The sequence below is a fragment of the Nonomuraea sp. NPDC050383 genome (assembly GCF_044459125.1).
Classification (GTDB): Bacteria; Actinomycetota; Actinomycetes; order Streptosporangiales; family Streptosporangiaceae; genus Nonomuraea.
Map to the genome: position 1 here is coordinate 482,410 of NZ_JBITIP010000003.1, position 16,775 is coordinate 499,184.

15 protein-coding genes, 1 tRNA gene, 1 other RNA gene and 1 pseudogene are annotated in these 16,775 nt (G+C 71.5%); 5 read left to right on the forward strand and 13 right to left on the reverse strand.

The genetic code is table 11. The features are described from left to right. Positions 1-28: 28 nt before the first annotated feature. Together ACIBG4_RS10570 and ACIBG4_RS10575 are read right to left on the reverse strand one after the other, a co-directional pair. Positions 29-970: an LLM class F420-dependent oxidoreductase gene (locus ACIBG4_RS10570; RefSeq protein ID WP_355447952.1), complete on the reverse strand. Its 942-nt coding sequence runs from the start codon at positions 968-970 to the stop codon at positions 29-31. A 139-nt stretch (positions 971-1,109) separates the two neighbouring features. Continuing rightward, on the reverse strand, positions 1,110-1,778 hold the full coding sequence (locus tag ACIBG4_RS10575; RefSeq protein WP_310707838.1) for a TetR family transcriptional regulator: 669 nt from the start codon (positions 1,776-1,778) through the stop codon (positions 1,110-1,112). Between the two features lie 276 nt (positions 1,779-2,054). On the opposite strand from ACIBG4_RS10575, the gene ACIBG4_RS10580 reads away from it, so the two are divergent. Continuing rightward, on the forward strand, positions 2,055-2,567 hold the full coding sequence (locus tag ACIBG4_RS10580) for a hypothetical protein (RefSeq protein ID WP_397201594.1): 513 nt from the start codon (positions 2,055-2,057) through the stop codon (positions 2,565-2,567). Between the two features lie 336 nt (positions 2,568-2,903). Here the strand turns inward: ACIBG4_RS10580 and ACIBG4_RS10585 are convergent, their stop codons facing one another. The 5 genes from ACIBG4_RS10585 to ACIBG4_RS10605 form a co-directional block, all read right to left on the reverse strand. Further along, entirely contained in the window at positions 2,904-3,962 is a 1,059-nt protein-coding gene (locus ACIBG4_RS10585; protein WP_355447904.1) for an aspartate-semialdehyde dehydrogenase, read from the reverse strand. Then, the gene (locus ACIBG4_RS10590; RefSeq protein ID WP_310707835.1) at positions 3,959-5,233 is read right to left on the reverse strand and encodes an aspartate kinase; all 1,275 of its coding nucleotides are present in this window, start codon (positions 5,231-5,233) and stop codon (positions 3,959-3,961) included. Before ACIBG4_RS10590 ends, ACIBG4_RS10585 begins: the two co-directional genes overlap by 4 nt. A 111-nt stretch (positions 5,234-5,344) precedes the next feature. Further along, positions 5,345-5,875, reverse strand: a complete 531-nt coding sequence (locus ACIBG4_RS10595) for a DUF5063 domain-containing protein (protein WP_310707834.1) — start codon at positions 5,873-5,875, stop codon at positions 5,345-5,347. Next, the gene (gene recR, locus ACIBG4_RS10600; RefSeq protein WP_175590161.1) at positions 5,868-6,467 is read right to left on the reverse strand and encodes a recombination mediator RecR; all 600 of its coding nucleotides are present in this window, start codon (positions 6,465-6,467) and stop codon (positions 5,868-5,870) included. The genes ACIBG4_RS10595 and recR overlap by 8 nt, the downstream gene beginning before the upstream one ends. A 3-nt stretch (positions 6,468-6,470) precedes the next feature. Next, on the reverse strand, positions 6,471-6,821 hold the full coding sequence (locus ACIBG4_RS10605; RefSeq protein ID WP_175604103.1) for a YbaB/EbfC family nucleoid-associated protein: 351 nt from the start codon (positions 6,819-6,821) through the stop codon (positions 6,471-6,473). 326 nt (positions 6,822-7,147) lie between these two features. Between ACIBG4_RS10605 and ACIBG4_RS10610 the strand changes: the two genes are divergently transcribed. Continuing rightward, complete coding sequence (locus tag ACIBG4_RS10610) at positions 7,148-8,824, forward strand: GAF domain-containing protein (protein ID WP_397201595.1); 1,677 nt, start codon at positions 7,148-7,150, stop codon at positions 8,822-8,824. A 1,414-nt stretch (positions 8,825-10,238) separates the two neighbouring features. Here ACIBG4_RS10610 and ACIBG4_RS10615 read toward each other — a convergent pair. Together ACIBG4_RS10615 and ffs are read right to left on the reverse strand one after the other, a co-directional pair. Further along, positions 10,239-12,152, reverse strand: a pseudogene (locus tag ACIBG4_RS10615) (DNA polymerase III subunit gamma and tau); the annotation flags it as partial. Positions 12,153-12,182: 30 nt separating this feature from the next. After that, positions 12,183-12,278: signal recognition particle sRNA small type (gene ffs, locus ACIBG4_RS10620), an RNA gene on the reverse strand. A gap of 96 nt (positions 12,279-12,374) precedes the next feature. On the opposite strand from ffs, the gene ACIBG4_RS10625 reads away from it, so the two are divergent. Continuing rightward, positions 12,375-12,462: transfer RNA gene (locus ACIBG4_RS10625), tRNA-Ser, on the forward strand. Positions 12,463-12,675: 213 nt separating this feature from the next. Here ACIBG4_RS10625 and ACIBG4_RS10630 read toward each other — a convergent pair. The 4 genes from ACIBG4_RS10630 to ACIBG4_RS10645 form a co-directional block, all read right to left on the reverse strand. Next, positions 12,676-13,086 carry a MerR family transcriptional regulator gene (locus ACIBG4_RS10630; RefSeq protein ID WP_397201596.1) on the reverse strand — a complete coding sequence of 137 codons (411 nt, stop codon included), beginning with the start codon at positions 13,084-13,086 and terminating at the stop codon, positions 12,676-12,678. Between the two features lie 9 nt (positions 13,087-13,095). After that, the gene (locus ACIBG4_RS10635) at positions 13,096-13,872 is read right to left on the reverse strand and encodes an SDR family NAD(P)-dependent oxidoreductase (protein ID WP_397201597.1); all 777 of its coding nucleotides are present in this window, start codon (positions 13,870-13,872) and stop codon (positions 13,096-13,098) included. A gap of 170 nt (positions 13,873-14,042) precedes the next feature. Further along, a complete protein-coding gene (locus ACIBG4_RS10640) occupies positions 14,043-14,456 on the reverse strand; it encodes a DNA-binding protein (protein ID WP_397201598.1) in 414 nt (137 codons plus the stop codon). Beyond that, a complete protein-coding gene (locus ACIBG4_RS10645; protein WP_310707827.1) occupies positions 14,438-14,719 on the reverse strand; it encodes a hypothetical protein in 282 nt (93 codons plus the stop codon). Before ACIBG4_RS10645 ends, ACIBG4_RS10640 begins: the two co-directional genes overlap by 19 nt. Positions 14,720-14,816: 97 nt before the next feature. Here ACIBG4_RS10645 and ACIBG4_RS10650 point away from each other — a divergent pair, with 97 nt between their 5' ends. Both ACIBG4_RS10650 and ACIBG4_RS10655 read left to right on the forward strand, forming a co-directional pair. Then, the gene (locus ACIBG4_RS10650) at positions 14,817-15,416 is read left to right on the forward strand and encodes a TetR/AcrR family transcriptional regulator (RefSeq protein WP_397201599.1); all 600 of its coding nucleotides are present in this window, start codon (positions 14,817-14,819) and stop codon (positions 15,414-15,416) included. A gap of 167 nt (positions 15,417-15,583) precedes the next feature. Beyond that, entirely contained in the window at positions 15,584-16,771 is a 1,188-nt protein-coding gene (locus ACIBG4_RS10655) for an MFS transporter (RefSeq protein WP_397201600.1), read from the forward strand. Positions 16,772-16,775 lie beyond the last annotated feature (4 nt).

Consider the following 16,775-nt stretch of genomic DNA (forward strand, 5'->3'; position numbering starts at 1 on the left):
TAGCCGGCGCCCGGAGTTCCCCGGGAGGTCAGGCGGTGGGGGCGAGATCCCGTACGGCCTGCTCCAGCGGCACCTCACCGCCGGGGACGGGCGCGAGGACGGGCGTGTCCAGCCCGTTGGCCACGTACTCGCGGATCCGGGCCCGGCACGTCGCCGCGTCCCCGTGCACCACCAGCGCGTCCACCACCTCGTCGGGGATAGCCTTGAGCGCCGCCTGCCGGTCGCCCGCCGCCCATGCCTCGCGCATGGGCCGCAGCACCTCGCCACGTCCCAGCCACTCGTGGAAGGCCGCGTACACCGGCACGGTCAGATACGCGGCGAGCATCCGGCGGGCCAGCGCCCGCACCCGGTCCGCGTCCTCGCTCACGCACACGAACAGCCGCGCGATCAGCTCCGTGTCCGGCCCGATCTCGGCGCGCACCTTCTGGACGTCCTCGGGCGAGAGCCAGTTCGTGATGGCCCCGTCCGCCTCCTCGGCCGCCAGCCGCAGCATGCGGGGCCGCAGCGCCGCCAGCACGATCCTGGGCGGCTCCACGGGTGCACGCTCCAGCTTGAACCCGCTGATCTCGAACGTCTCGTACGTCTCGGTCACCTTCTCGCCCGCCAGCGCCCTCCTGAGGAAGCGCAGGGTGTCCCGGGTCCGGGCGTACGGCTTGGCGAACGTGCCCGCGTTCCAGCGCTCGACGATCGCCGGCGAGGACGACCCGATGCCGAGCACGAACCGGCCGGGCGCCAGGTCGGCCAGCGTGGCGGCGGACATGGCCAGCAGGCCCGGCCCGCGCGTCGAGACGGGCACGATCGCCGTGCCCAGCCGCACCTGGGGCGCCCACTGGGCGGTCAGCGCCAGCGGCACGAACCCGTCAACCCCGCTCACCTCGGCCGACCAGACATCGGTGTAGCCGAGGGCGGGCAGCCCCTCGACCAGCTCGCGCGACTCCGCCAGCGAGCGATCCTGGAAGGGAAGGGTCATGCCCCAGCCCTGCTGGGTGGTCTGCCCGGTCGTGTGCCCCGTCGTGTGCTGAGTGGTCTGCTCCGTCATCGCGGCCTCCGGCTCGGCATCCGTGTTCCGGCGACCATACCAACCGGGCGGTATGCCGTCGCGGAGAGGCTCACGCCCGCAGCTCGTGCACCGCCGCGATGAAGTCCTTGGTGATCCCCCGCAGCCCCGGTAGGTGCGACAGCCCCACCAGCCGGTCCACCAGCGGCACGGTCACGTCGATCAGCCGGTACGTGCGCTCACAGCCGGGCGAGGTGTCGTGCACCCAGAACAGCACCATGCCCATCGACAGCAGCCACAGCAGCTCGGGCAGCTCCTCGCGCAGGTCCTGGTTCATGCGGTCGCGCGAGCCCTCGACGACCTGCCGGTAGATGGCGATCGACGCCTCACGCGCCGGCGAGGTCTGCGCGCTGAACGGGCTCAGCGGGTTGGTGGGCTCCGCCGCGTGCTTGAAGAACTTCACCGCGAACTCGTGGTACGGCTCCGACACGCGCACCCACTCGCGCAGCACGCCGCTGAGCCGCGCGGCGAAGGAGGTCTCCGTGTCGAGCAGCTCGCGGCAGGCGACCTCGTGCTCGGTCTGGGCGCGGTCGTAGTACGCCTGGATCAACGCCTCCTTGCTCTCGAAGTAGTAGTAGGCGTTACCCACGGACACCCCGGCCTCGGTCGCGATGGCGCGCATGGTCGTCGCGTCGAAGCCGCGCTCCCGGAACAGTCGCAATGCCGTCTCGACGATGACCTCTCGGGTGCTCTCCGATCCTCGGTTTCGGGCTTCGGACACGCTGGTCACTTTACGGGTTCGTACCGGGTCAGGTCATGGAGCCGCACGGTGATCGCCGCCACAAGGCAAAATCCCTCAGCGACGGGAGTTATCCGGTGTGAAGCATGGGATTGATGTTTTCAGGCGGAAGGGCTATTTCCGCGAAAAGGCACCGACATGTGGATACGTGGAAGAGTGCGGCCTCTGCTGGCCGCGTTCCTCGGCATTGAGATCTCCATAATCGCGCTGGCGTCCGCTGCTGCGGCCGCTCCCATGACAGGTGACGGGGAGCAGCGGATGGCACCGCCAGTGATCATCAGGTCGTACTCCGTCAGCCTCCCGCGACGGGGCTCCGCCAAGCACCGGGCATCGCAGACGCCGGACCTGGAGCAGGTCCGCGCCCGCAACGCGCCGATGGTGCGGATGTCGCACGACCTCGCCGCCGGCTTCCTGGAGGAGGCGGGGATGCGCTACAAGTCCTCCGGACACTGCACGAACCGGCAGGTCTTCACCTGTACGTCGCTGGAGTCGGTCCGAACCGGGACGATCAGCCGGATCATCGAGCTCAAGGAGGAGAGCGACTGCCGGATCACGGTGACCGGCGGCACCGAGGTGGGCCACGCGCCCGGCCGCTACAGCCACGGCGCCGGCTACAAGCTCGACATCGCACACAACCGCTGCATCGACCGGTACATCACCGACCACTACCCGCGCACCGAGACCCGGGGCGACGGCTCGCCTCTGTACCGCTCGGAGGCCGGCACCATCTTCGCCGACGAGCCGGACCACTGGGACATCCTGTTCCGCTGACGGCTCCACCGCGCGACCAGGGGACGCCTTCCATCCGGTCACACCGACGAACGTTCCCCGCCCGGCAGAACCCGGGCCACCACACCAGCATCCGGCGCCACCGCGCCACCCACTGGTCCACACGCGCCACCGCACCGGTACGCGTACTGAGCGTGCACGCGTACTGAGCCCGCACGCGCAGCGCCATCCGAAGACCCGGCACCGCACACACGCCCACGGCCCGCGGCAGCACACGCCCACGGCCCTGTGCGCCACGCCCACGAACGGGTGTGAGGAGCCGCAGAAAACCTCGACGGGCCGCGGCCAGGAGCCGCGGCCCGACGAGCGGAGCCGGCCCTACAGCTCGCGCGCGACCAGCTCGGCGATCTCCGCCGCGTTGAGGGCGGCGCCCTTGCGCAGGTTGTCGCCGCACACGAACAGGTCGAGCGTGTTGGGGAAGTCGATCGCCTGCCGGATCCGCCCCACATAGGTGGGGTCGTTGCCGACCACGTCCAGCGGCGTCGGGTAGACCCCGTTGGCCGGGTCGTCCATGAGCACCACGGTCGGCGCCGCCTCCAGCACCCGGTGGGCGTCGGCGACCGTGATCTCCCGCTCGAAGCGGGCGTGGACGGCCAGCGAGTGCGTGGTCACCACGGGCACCCGGACGCAGGTCGCGGAGACCTTGAGGCCGGGGATGCCGAGGATCTTGCGGGACTCGTTGCGGAGCTTGATCTCCTCGGAGGCCCAGCCGCCGTCCTTCAGCGAGCCCGCCCACGGCACCACGTTGAACGCGATGGGCGCCGGGAACGGCGAGTCGCCGGGCAGCTTGTTGGCCAGGACCTTGCGCACGTCGCCGGCCGTCTGGCCGATGGAGCGGTCGCCGGCCAGCGCCTCGACCTCGTCGTACAGCCGGGCCGGGCCCGCCACGCCCGCGCCCGAGACCGCCTGGTACGACGCGACGACGAGCTCCTGCAGGCCGTACTCGGCGTGCAGGGCGCCCATGGCCGCCATCATCGACAGCGTGGTGCAGTTGGGCGTGGAGATGATGCCCCGGGGGCGCTGACGCGCGTCCTGCGGGTTGACCTCGGGCACGACCAGCGGGACGTCCGGCTCCATGCGGAACGTGCCGGACTTGTCGATCGCGATGGCGCCGCGCTGGGCCGCGATCGGCACCCACTCGGCCGCCACCTCGTCCGGGACGTCGAAGATGGCGATGTCGATGCCGTCGAACACCTCGGGCGCGAGGGCCTGGACGACGACGTCCTCGCCGCGCACCTTCAGCGTCTTGCCCGCGGAGCGCGGGGAGGCGACGAGACGGATCTCGCCCCAGATGTCGTCACGGGTCGACACGATGTCGCGCATGACGGTGCCCACGGCGCCGGTGGCGCCGATCAGGGCGAGGTTGGGCCTGCTCATCGTCCGGTACCTCCGTACACCACGGCTTCGACCTGGTCGGCGTCGAGGTCGAAGGCGCTGTGCGCGGCCGCCACGGCCGCGTCGACGCCGTCCTGGCCGACGACCACTGAGATGCGGATCTCCGAGGTGGAGATCATCTCGATGTTGACCCCCGCGTCGGCGAGCGCCGCGAAGAACGTCGCGGTGACGCCGGGGTGCGACCGCATGCCCGCGCCGATCAGCGAAACCTTGCCGATCTGGTCGTCGAACAGCAGCGACTCGTAGGCGATGTCACCCTGGATCTTCTTCAGCGCCGTCAACGCGGTCGAGCTGTCGGCCGTGGGCAGCGTGAAGGAGATGTCGGTGCGGCCCGTCGCCGCGGCCGAGACGTTCTGCACGATCATGTCAATGTTGATCTCGGCGTCGGCCAGAGTTTTGAAGATCGCGGCAGCCTCGCCGACCTTGTCGGGCACCCCGACAACGGTGATCTTGGCCTCGCTCCGGTCGTGCGCGACGCCGGAGATGATCGGCTGCTCCATCTCGGTTCCTTCGGTGTAAGGGTCGGAGACGACCCAGGTGCCTTCCTTGGTGCTGAACGAACTGCGGACGTGGATCGGCAGGTCGAACCGGCGCGCGTACTCGACGCACCGCAGGTGGAGGATCTTGGCCCCGCAGGCCGCCATCTCCATCATCTCGTCGTACGAGATCCTGGGGATCTTGCGTGCCGGGGGCACGATGCGCGGGTCGGCGGTGAAGATGCCGTCCACGTCGGTGTAGATCTCGCACACGTCGGCCTGCAGAGCCGCCGCGAGCGCCACCGCGGTCGTGTCGGAGCCGCCCCGGCCCAGCGTGGTGATGTCCTTGGTGTCCTGCGAGACGCCCTGGAACCCGGCCACGATCGCGATGTGGCCGAGGTCGAGCGCCTCGCGGATGCGGCTCGGCGTCACGTCGATGATGCGCGCCTTGCCGTGCGTGGAGTCGGTGATCACGCCCGCCTGCGAGCCCGTGAACGACCGCGCCTCGTGGCCCAGGTTGGCGATCGCCATCGCCAGCAGGGCCATCGAGATGCGCTCGCCGGAGGTCAGCAGCATGTCGAGCTCGCGGCCCGGGGGCAGCGGCGACACCTGCTCGGCCAGGTCGAGCAGTTCGTCCGTCGTGTCGCCCATCGCTGAGACGATGACGACGACGTCGTTGCCGGCTTTTTTCGTCGCGACGATCCGCTGCGCGACCCGCTTGATGCAGGACGCGTCGGCGACGGACGAACCACCGTACTTTTGCACAACGAGCGCCACGAGAGTCTCCCGATTCGGACTGTGAGCTGTCAGTCTACTGGGGGCTTCTCATGCGGCCGCTGGCTCATACCACTATGTGGGACGCCCAGGTCCTCTCCGTGGACTGCCGGATCAGACCGCCGTGGTCTCCTCCGCGACGTCGAGACGGGAGTGAGCGGCCAGCGCCTGGAGGGCCCTCATGGCCGCGCCCGCGTGGTTGCCCCAGGTGTTGAAGTAGGAGTACTGCCACCACCACAGCGCCTCGTGCGGCCGGCCCGCCTGGTAGTGGCGCAGCCCGTGGATCAGGTCGGCGGCGACCGCGGTCAGGTCGTCGGACAGCCGGTACGGCGTGACGTTGGTGTCCTTGTACGGGTCGAACACCTCGGCGTAGTCGTCCACCGCCCCCAGCCGCTCGGCCAGCGCGGTGCGGACGCCGTCGATGTCCGGGTCCTCGCTCAGCGGGGGCTCGTTGTTCCCCGAGAGGATCACGTCCTCGTTCGCGCCGAGCTTGGCTCCCGCCAGACTCATCTGGGCCACCTCGACCAGCAACAGCGACCAGATCGCGTCGCCGCCCTCGCCGCCCGCGACCCTGGTCAGGCCGTCCACGTAGTTCTGCGCGTGCGCCGCGATCTCCTCGGCCAGCGCGCTCCACTGGTCAGACATCCAACAGCCTCCGTCCTTCGAACGCCCGGCCCAGCGTCACCTCGTCGGCGTACTCCAGGTCACCGCCCACGGGCAGGCCGCTGGCCAATCGTGTCACCTTCATGCCCATCGGCTTGACCAGCCTGGCCAGGTAGGTCGCCGTCGCCTCGCCCTCCAGGTTGGGGTCCGTGGCGAGGATCAGCTCCGTGACCCGGCCGTCGGCCAGGCGCGTCATGAGCTCGCGGATGCGCAGATCGTCGGGCCCGATGCCGTCGATCGGGCTGATCGCTCCGCCGAGCACGTGGTAGGTGCCGCGGAACTCGCGCGTCTTCTCGATCGCGACGACGTCCTTCGACTCCTCCACCACGCAGATCACGTGGGTGTCGCGGCGCGGGTCGCGGCAGATGCGGCATTCCTCCTCGGACGCCACGTTGCCGCAGACCCGGCAGAACCGGGCTTTCTCCTTGACCTCCAACAGAGCGTGCGCCAGCCGCTTGACGTCGGCCGGATCTGCCGCCAGCAGGTGGAACGCGATGCGCTGCGCGCTCTTCGGCCCGACCCCCGGCAGCAGCCCGAGCTCGTCGATGAGGTTCTGGACGACGCCTTCGTACATGGTCTAGAACCCTGGCAACTGACCGAGACCGCCGCCGCCGAGCCCCTGCGCGAGCGGCCCGAGCTTCTCCTGCTGCAGGTCGGCCGCCGCCCGGACCGCGTCGCGGACGGCCGCGATCACCAGGTCGGCGATGGTGTCGGCCGTGTCCTGCGGGTCGCCGGCGTCGACGACACTCGGATTGATCTTCAGCTCCAGCAGCTCTCCCGAGCCGTTGACGACCGCCGTGACCAGGCCGCCGCCGGCCGAGCCCTCGATCTGCGCGTCGTTGAGCTCCTGCTGGGCGCTCACGAGCTGCTGCTGCATGAGCTGAGCCTGCTCCAGCAGCTGCTGCAGGTTGACATCCCCTGGGTTCACCGTCGTGCGCTCCTCGTGGCTCCGCGTTCTTGACTGCCACGAGCCTACGGTGTTTGGGGCCCGTCATGTACTGGGGGCTTACCAGTGTTTCGCCCTCGGGGGGTTTTGTTCGGCCGGGTCCCGGCCCCCCTCCAGTGTCCGAGACCCGGCCGGCACGCCGGCCGGAGCGGCCGCGCCGAGCCGGCGTTCGAGGACCGACCGTAGACTTCCTCACGTTGCACACACGTTGCGATCGGGTCATCACTGTGCGCGATCCGTCGAAGCACTTGCGCCGACCGCCCCGAGCGCGGATGCTCGCCCTACGGGTCGACTACTTGGAGTGGCCGATGAGTTACGCCCACCGCGACGCGTACTCCCGCCGCCTGCACGCCGCCCACGACGCCGCACTGAGTGACTCCCTGCTGGGCGACGCCGACCTGGGTGACGCCGTGCCGGGTGACGCTCGACCGCGTGACGGACGCAAGAGGGGCGAGCCCGCCACGGCGGTCCCGGACAGGCCCGCGACGCCCACCTCGACCGCCGGGACCGCCGCGGCCGCCGCGGCCACCGCGGCCACCGGGGGCGCCCCCGGAGCTCACGGGAGCGCTGCGAGCGACGGGAGCAGGTCCGGCAGCGGGAGCGCTGCGAGCGACGGGACACGCGGGCTCATCTCCGCCTCCTGGCGCCGCTCCATCCAGGCAGGCGTCGACCCGGAGGACGGTCCCGCCCCGCTCGCCCTCGACCTGTCCCGCCTCGGCGACCTGCGCGAATCCCACCCCCTGCGCCCCGTGCTCCCCCTGCTCACCGAGACGCTCGCGCGGACTGCCGACGAGTCGCAGCACGTCGTGGTCATCACCGACAGGGAGGGCCGGGTGCTGTGGCGCGACGGCAACCCGGGCGTCATGCGCCGCGCCGACACCATCGGCCTGACCGACGGCCACGGCTGGTCCGAGGAGCGCATGGGCACCAACGGCATCGGCACCGCCCTGGCGGTCAGGCGCCCGGTCAATGTCTACTCCGCCGAGCACCTGCTGCGCCTGCTGCACATCTGGTCGTGCAGCGCCGCCCCCATCGTCGATCCCGACTCGGGCGAGCTGCTCGGCTGCGTCGACGTCAGCGGCACCGCGCTCAGCCTGCACCCGGCCACCGCAGCCCTGGTCGGCGCCGCCGCGCGGCTCGCCGAGTCGGAGCTCGCGCTGCGCATGTACGAACGCGACGAGCGCCTGCTGCGCCGGTACGAGGCGCTGCGCGGCCGCCCCGCCGTCCTGCTGTCGGCCACCGGCCGCGTCATCGCCGGCGACCCGGGCGGCGCCCTCGGCTCCCGCGTGCAGCTCCCGAACGGAGGCGAGCGCCTGCTGCTGCGCGACGGCAGGGTGGCGACGATGGAGCCGTTCTGCGGCGGCTACCTGGTACGGGCCACAACGGCGGCCACGACGACGGCCACGACGACCGCCGCGCCGCCGCCGCTCCGCCTCGGCTTCCTCGGCGAGGGAGTCCCGACGGCCACGGTGAGCGACCGCCGCCTGCCGCTCTCCCTCCGCCACGCCGAGATCCTCGCCCTGCTCGCGCTCCACCCGCGCGGCCTCAGCGCCGAGCAGCTCTCCTTCCACCTGTACGGCGACGCGGGCAACCCGGTCACCATCCGGGCCGAGATCCACCGGCTGCGCGCCCAGCTCCGCGGCACCATCGGCGCCAAGCCGTACCGGCTCACGTCCTCCGTGGAGGCGGACTTCCTGGAGCTGAGACACCTGCTGGCGGCCAACGACCCGGCGGCGCTGGCACGCACGTACAACGGGCCGCTGCTGCCACGCTCTGAGTCGCCGGAGATCCGCCGCGAACGCGACGAGCTGGAGGTCCAGGTGCGCGCCTGCCTGCTGCTGCACGGCTCGCCGGACGACCTGTGGACCTACGCCCAGACGGCCAACGGCCGGGACGACCTGCAGATCCTCGAACGACTGGCGGAGTCCTTACCCTTCACCGACCACCGCGCCGCAGCGGCCCGAGCCCGCCTCTACACCTGCTGACCCTGCCGGCCACCCTCCCGCCTCTCTCGACACCCCGCGCCCCGTCGCGGACCGCCCCTTCGCGGACCGCCCCCTTGAGGCCGTCGCCCGCCCAGTCCCACACGCCCCCGACGCCTCCACCGGAGAGGCCCCTCAGGCCCGTCCCGGCGCACACGCCCGACACGGGGCCCGTACCAGCGCAGAAGCCCACCCGGGCAGGAGCGCAGAAGCCCACACCCGGGCAGGTCAGCGCAGAGTCCCGACACCCGCGCAAGTCCGGCGCAGAAACCCGACAGCCGGGCAGGTCCGGCGTAGAAGCCCGACACCCCGCGCACGTGCGGCGCAGAAGCCCGACAGTCGGGCAGGTCCGGCGTAGAAGCCCGACACCCCGCGCACGTGCGGCGCAGAAGCCCGACAGTCGGGCAAGTCCGGCGTAGCAGCCCGACACCCAGGTCACCGGCCCCTGCTCGACTCCTGAGCCGCCCCATCGCCGCACCGGCACGCGCCGCTCCAGGCCCGGCGGGACCGGGCAGACCAAGCCAGTGCGGGGCGGGGGGCGGGGTGTTTCTCCGCCTTACCGTCAGGTTTGGTCGAGCTCGCCGATGACCGTGGCGCCCAGCTCGCGTTGGAGCAGGGCCATGCCGCTCAGCTCGTCCACGTCGGCGTTGGCGTCGTTCAGGGGGTCGACCTCGTCGGAGTCGAACGCCCTGCCACGGCCCGGCACCGTCTCCGGCCAGGCGGACGTGGCCGCTTGGCGGGAGACCGAGGCGCGGGAGCCCGGAGCGCGGGGGCCCGCCTGGGCGGCGGCCTTGGCGGCGGACCGGGCGGCGGCCAGCCCAGGGCCGACCGCCCCGGGGCCTGCCGTGCCCCCGTTCGCCGTGCCTCCGCTCGCCAGGCCTGCCGCCGCCAGGGCGCCTCCCTGCGAGCCCGGCTCCCCCGCGTCCCACGACGCGCCGCCCCTGCCGGGGCTGGTCTGCGTGGGGTCGGGGGACGGCGGTGAGCCGAGTCCGGGATCGTCCGGAGCGTCGGGCCACGACTCGTCGGTCGTCGGCCTGCCGCCGGCGGACGCCTGACCACCCTGAGGTGCCCAACCCCCCTGAGGCCCTTGACCGCCCTGTGGTCCCTGGCCGCCCTGAGGCCCTTGACCGCCCTGTGGTCCCTGGCCGCCCTGAGGTCCCTGGCCGGGCTCAACTCCATGACCGGCCGGAGCTGCCTGACCGGCCTCGACTCCATGACCGCCCGGAGATCCCTGGCCCGCCTGACCACCAGGTTGCGGCCCGCTGCCCGGGTGGGCCGGGGCGCCTGGCTCGCCCGCCTCCTGGGCGCCGGTCCCGTCGTGGGACGAGCCGTGCGAGCCCGTACGGCCGGACGGCGCGTGCGCGGCGGCACCCCCGGGCGCCTGGGATGTCTGGGCGGCGGACTGCTGCGGCACCGACTGGGACTGCGGCCTCGCCGGGCCTGGCGGAGGTCCGCCCTGTGTCGCCCGCGATCCGGCCGAGACCGGGGAGCCGCCGACCACGGCCTCCACCCGCCACGTGTTGCCGAGGACGTCGCCCAGCGCGGCGGCCACGACCGCGTCCTTGCCGCCGCCGGTGAAGTTCTTCATCGCGCCGACCTGGCTGAAGCCGAGCGTGACGAGGTTGCCCTCGACGCCGACGACCTGCGCGTTGGTGCTGACGTTGGCCCAGACGACGATGCTGCGCTGCTTGAGCGCCGCGAGCACGGCGGGCCACTGCTGTTGCATGAGCCCCAGCCCCGACCCCCCGGCGGCGGCTCCACCGGCCTGACCCGGCTGACCAGCCTGACCGGCCTGACCGGCCTGACCCGCCGAAGCGTGGCCGGGCACGTCCTGCGCCTGACCGTGAGCGCCCTGCCCGAGCCCTTGGGCGCCTTGCGCGTACCCTGAACCGCTCTGCGCCGGGGCGCCGGGACGGGCCGGCTCCGGCCAACCGTCGTCCTCCTGCGCGGCTCGCGGCGCGCCCGCCGCCTGGCCCCCCGCAGCCTCGGCGGCCTGGCCGCCGGCGCCGGACGCCTCACGGACCGGAACGGCCTGGATGGGCTGAACGTGCTGGACCGGCTGGGCGACGGGAACGGCGGGAGCGGCTGCGACACCGGGCCCGGGCGCTCCGCCGGCGGCCGTACCCGTACCCGCCATGGCCGATGCTCCCGAGCGGGTGGCCATCGCGGCGACCGCCCCGCCGCGCTCCAGACGTTCGAGCCGCGCGAGCAGCGCCTCCTCGCCCTGCGCGGCACCGGGCAGCAGGACGCGCGCGCACATCAGCTCCAGCAGCAGCCGGGGCGCGGTCGCGCCGCGCATCTCCGTCAGCCCCGCGTTGAACACCTCGGCCGCCCGCGTCAGCTCGGCGGGCCCCATCGAGGCGGCCTGCTGAACCAGGCGCTCCAGCTCGTCGGCGGGTCGGTCGAGCAGGCCGCTGGAGGCCGCCTCGGGGACGTTGGCCAGGATGACCAGGTCGCGGAAGCGCTCCAGCAGGTCGGAGGCGAAGCGGCGCGGGTCGTGGCCGCCCTCGATGACGCGGTTGACCGTGTGGAAGACCCGGGCGCCGTCGCGGGCGGCGAACGCGTTGACGACCTCGTCGAGCAGGTCGCCGTCGGTGTAGCCGAGCAGGGAGACGGCCTTGGCGTACGTGATGCCGTCGTCGTCGGCGCCCGCGAGGAGCTGGTCGAGGATCGACAGCGAGTCACGCGCGGAGCCCGCGCCGGCCCGTACGACCAGGGGCAGGGCGTTGGGCTCGTAGGGGACGCTCTCGGAGCTGAGGATCTCCTCCAGCAGCGCGCGCAGCGTGGCCGGAGGCATCAGCCGGAACGGGTAGTGGTGGGTGCGCGACTTGATGGTGCCGATGACCTTCTCGGGCTCCGTCGTCGCGAAGATGAACTTCAGGTGCGGCGGGGGCTCCTCGACGAGCTTGAGCAGCGCGTTGAAACCCTCGCGGGTCACCATGTGCGCCTCGTCGATGATGTAGATCTTGTAGCGGGCGGAGACCGGGGCGAAGAAGGCCCGCTCGCGCAGGTCGCGCGCGTCGTCCACGCCGCCGTGGGAGGCCGCGTCGATCTCGATGACGTCGAGGTGGCCGGGGCCGGTGGGGGCCAGCGCGACGCAGGATTCGCAGACACCGCAGGGTTCGGGCGTGGGGCCCTTCTCACAGTTGAGGGAGCGGGCCAGGATGCGGGCGCTGGACGTCTTGCCGCATCCCCGGGGGCCGCTGAACAGGTAGGCGTGGTTGATGCGCCCCGTGCGCAACGCCTGCCGCAGCGGATCGGTGACGTGCTCCTGTCCCTTGACCTCGGCGAAGGTCCCGGGTCGGTACTTGCGATAAAGCGCAAGGCTCATGCGACCATCCCGCCTGCGAGGGGCCCAAACGAAGAGAACCCCTCGCACACCCGCCAGAGCCCGCTTATCCTTGCTGCCTTCCGGCCCTGGGGAGGTTCACAGGATGACGCCGCGCGAGGGGTCCTTGGACAGTCTAGCGGGATACGGCAGTGCTCGCTGCAGCGAAATCCACCTGTGAAATCGTGGTCTCCGCACCGCCGGAAGTCCGGTAAGCTCATCGGCGGAGGATTCGCCTAGTGGCCGAGGGCGCACGCTTGGAAAGCGTGTAAAGGGCAACCTTTCGGGGGTTCAAATCCCCCATCCTCCGCCAGCTCAGAGGGGTCATGCCGTGATCAACGGCATGGCCCCTCTCGCTTTGGGTCTCGGTCGGCTCTTCAGGGGCCACGGTCCACCGGATGCCGCCTGTCACATGCTGCTACCGCGCCCGCCATGCCCGTGCGCTCCGGCACGTCGAGGATGAGCAACCCCCGTGACGGACGTCGCGAAGACGTGCTCCTCCGCGTAGACCGGCGGCCTCGGGTCTCTAATCGTGAACGGGGCGGCTATAGGCGGGGTGGCGGGCGACGGTGCCGGGTTGCTGCGGTGTCGCGTTGCCGATCAGGGCCTCCACGAGCCGGTCACGTACGGCGCTCAGCTCCGCGATCCGCTCGTCCAGGGCCGCGACCTTCCTGCTCACCGCTTCCACACTGGGCGGGCAGGCCGGTCCCAGCGAGACATCGCCATCGTCCAGGCAGGGCAGGAAGCCTCGTACGTCCTGAGCGGTGAAGCCGTTCGACAGCAGGAGCCGGATGTTGCGGACCTTGGTCACCGCTCTGCCGTCGTACTGCCGGTAGCCGTTGGAGGTCCGTTCCGGCTGCAGCAGACCCTGCTGCTCGTAATAGCGCAGGGCCCGGACGGTGACGCCGCTCGCTCGCGCCAGCTCCCCGATCAGCACTGTCCCAGTTTATGCCTGCTGCCCCGCTGCCACGGAGAGGCCGCCGTCGACGCGAACCACCGTGCCGGTGAGGTAGCCGGCCTCGGGCCGCGCCACGTTCACGATCCACCAGGCGATCTCGCCGGGCTGGGCGACGCGGCCGAGCGGGATGCGTCCGACGAGTCCCTTGCCCGCGGCGGCGATCTGCTCCTGGGTGAATCCGGCGTGCGCCAGCACGGGTGTGGCGGTGATGCCGGGCGCCACGGACACGACCCGCACGCCCTTGGGGGCGAGCTCGACCGCCCAGGTGGCCGTCAGGAAGTCGAGAGCGACCTTGGTGGAGCCGTACACCGAGTTGTCCGGCCAGCCGCCCCAGGGCGGGTTGGAAGACACGTTCACGATCGTCCCCTTCGCGGAGGCCAGGTGCGGCAGGGCGGCCTGGGCCAGGAAGATGGGAGTGAGCAGGTTGGTGGCGATCTGCTCTTCGGCGGTACGGCGATCGATGGTCCCGAGCGCGGCCGGCCGAGTGATCGCGGCATTGTTGACCAGGACATCGATCCGGCCCAGCCGCTGCACCGCCGCCTCGACGATCCGCTCGGGCCCGTCGACCGCCGCGCCGTCAGCGGCGAAGACACTGATCGAGGAGTGCGCGGCAGCGGTCTCCTCCAGGCGTGCCGCGGTGCGGCCGACGACGAGCACCTGCGCGCCTTCGGCGGCGAACCGATGAGCCGTGGCGCGGCCGATCCCCGTGCCGCCTCCGGTGATGACCACGCCCTTGCCTGCCAGGCTGCCCGAAATGTCGCCCATGAGTGTCCCCTCTGTCCGCAGGTGAGTGGACGTGACGCTAAAGGCTGACCTGGGCGTCAAGGTCAAAGCGCGAAGCTCCGTCCCGGGTCGGGAAGATTCCGGCCACCGGACTCGGCATCCGCTCGTGATGAGGGCGGCGAGTGGTCTGCCCCGGCGTGACTGCTCAAGATCTAGACGGCGACGAGCCGCACCCGGTCGCCACAGAACCTCGCCATGTCGTCGATGTCAGACGTGAGCATGACAACTGGCCGCTGTTGCCGTACGGCCATCTCCGCGACTACGGCGTCGATCGCGTACTTGTGACCATGGAGCCCCGCCGCGACCAGCATCGTGGACGCGGCTCTCGCTTCCTCCTCGCCGACGTGGACGATTCGCATGCCGGACAAGAGCCAGGCGAGCCGAGCCTGGTTCGTCCGGCGGTGAGTCGCTTCGACGAGGGTGAGTGAACTGGTCACTACCTCCATGCCGCGGCTGCGCGCCTCCGCGACCAGAGCGACGACAGGCGGCTGATCGCTGACGAAGCCCGACAATCCCTCGCAGTCGAGAACGAGGGTGCCCTGGCGCATCAGCCCGCGGCGCGCCAATCCTCCTCCTCGGCGAACACGTCATCGAAGACCTGACGAGCCTGGTCCCGATCGGAGGCCGGCACAGGCCCGTTACGTCGTTCGTAGTCGGTCAGATATTCGTCCAGGATCTGGCCGCGCAGCTCGCGCTCAACCGCTGCGGTGATGAACGAGGAGAACTCCCGCTTCCCGACGCGACGGCGGATCGCCTCGGCCGTCCCTTCGGGCAAGGAGAGACTCACCCGGGTCGAGGGCCCTTCGCCAATGCTGTAGTCCTCTGCCATGGGCCAAGATTATCAAAGAAGTAGGAATTCTGACGTGGCGGCAGAGCATGTCGTGGCATTTTGCACCAAGCGCCGCAGAACATGTAGCGTTCGACGCATGGCCCGACCGCGAACCTTCGACGAGGACCGGGTGCTCGACCAGGCGATGCGCGCCTTCTGGCGGCACGGGTACGAGGGCACCTCCACGCGTGACCTGTGCGAGGCCACGGGACTCGACCGCAGCAGCGTCTACAACACCTTCACCAGCAAGCACGAGCTGTTCAGGCGGGCGCTGGCCCGCTACACCGAGGCCATGACGGCCGCCCAGCTGGAGATCCTGGAGAGCGGCGACCGCCCCGCCGTCGAGCGGATCCGCGCCCTGTTCGCCAAGATCATCGACGACGAGTTCACGTACCGGGGCGACGCGCCCAGCATCGGCTGCCTCGGCGTGAACACGACCGTGGAGTTCCGGGGACGCGACCCCGAGATAGCCGGGCTCCTCGAACGCGACGCGACCATCCGCCTGGAGTCGTTGCGCGCGGCCGTCGAGGCCGGGCGGCGCGACGGCGACGTCCGCTCGGCCCGCGACTCGGTCTCGCTGGCCCGTTACCTCAACGCCGTGACCGCCGGCATCCGCGTCGCCGCCCAGGGAGGAGCCGACCGGGCCACCCTGGAGTCCCTCGCCGAGACCGCGATGGACGCCCTCACCCTGTCCTGATCCGACTGTCCCGATCCGACCGTCCTGATCCGACCGTCCTGATCCGACCGTCCTGATCCGACCGTCCTGATCCGGCGGGTCACCGGCCCGCCGTCCCGTTCCCATGCCTGCCATGCCTGCCATGCCCAGATTCTGCAACGCTCGATGCAAAACCGGAGGAGCACTCCTTGCCCAGATCCGTGTACGTCCTGGCCTTCGGCATCTTCGCCATGGTCACCAGCGAGTTCGCCGTCGCCGGGCTGATGCCCCAGATGGCGCGGGGCCTCGGCGCCACCATCCCCCAGATCGGGTACCTCATCACCGCCTTCGCGGTCGCCATGGCCGTCGGCGGGCCGTTCATGACCGTGGCCGTGACGCGGCTGCGACCCAGGGCCGCCCTGATGACGTTGTTCGCCGTCTTCCTCGCGGGCAACCTGCTGGCCGCCGTGGCCCCGTCCTACCCGGTCATGATGGCGGCGCGGATCATCACCGGCGTCGCCTCCCAGGCGTTCTTCGGCGTCACCGTCTCCCTGGCCGTGCGGCTGGCGCGGCCCGAGGTGCGCGGCCGGGCCATCGCCGTGGTGATGAACGGGCTCATGGTCGGCACCCTGCTCGGCCTTCCGCTGTCCACGTTGATCGGCGAGCGGTTCGGCTGGCGGGCCGCGTTCTGGGCGGTCGGCGTGCTCACGCTGGTCGCCGCGCCGGCCACGCTCGCGGGCGTGCCGCGTCTCGAACGCGCCGAGGGCGACGGCGAGGGCGACGGCGACGGCCTGCGCGGGCAGACGGCGGTGTTCCGCAGCCGCCGCCTGCTGCTGGCGCTCATCACCAGCACGCTCATCATCGGCGCCACGTTCTCCGCGTTCAGCTACCTCAACCCGATCCTCACCGGCCTGGCCGGCTTCTCCACCGGGAGCGTCCCGTACCTGCTCGTCGCGTACGGCGCCGCGACGGTGGCCGGAAACCACGTCGTCGGCCGCCTCGCCGACCGGCACACGATCGCGGTCCAGGTGTACGGCCTGGCGCTGAACGCGGTGTTCCTGACCGGGTTCGCGCTGCTGGCCCACGTGAGCGCGGCGGCGCTGGTCTTCATGCTGGGCGTCGGCCTGGTCGGCGTCACCATGAACCCGGCCATGGTCACCCGCGTCCAGCGCGCCGGGAACGCGGGACCGCTGGTCAACACGGTCCACTCGTCGTTCATCACGCTGGGCGTGGTCATCGGCTCCTCGGCCGGCGGCCTGGCCATCGACGCGTACGGCCTGCGGGCCCCGCTCTGGCTGGGCGCGGCGCTGGCCGTACTGGGACTGCTGGCCCTGCTGCCGGAGCGCGGCAGGACGCGGGGGCTCGCCGAGCCCGTCCCGGCGAGGACCCCCGCCTGACCCG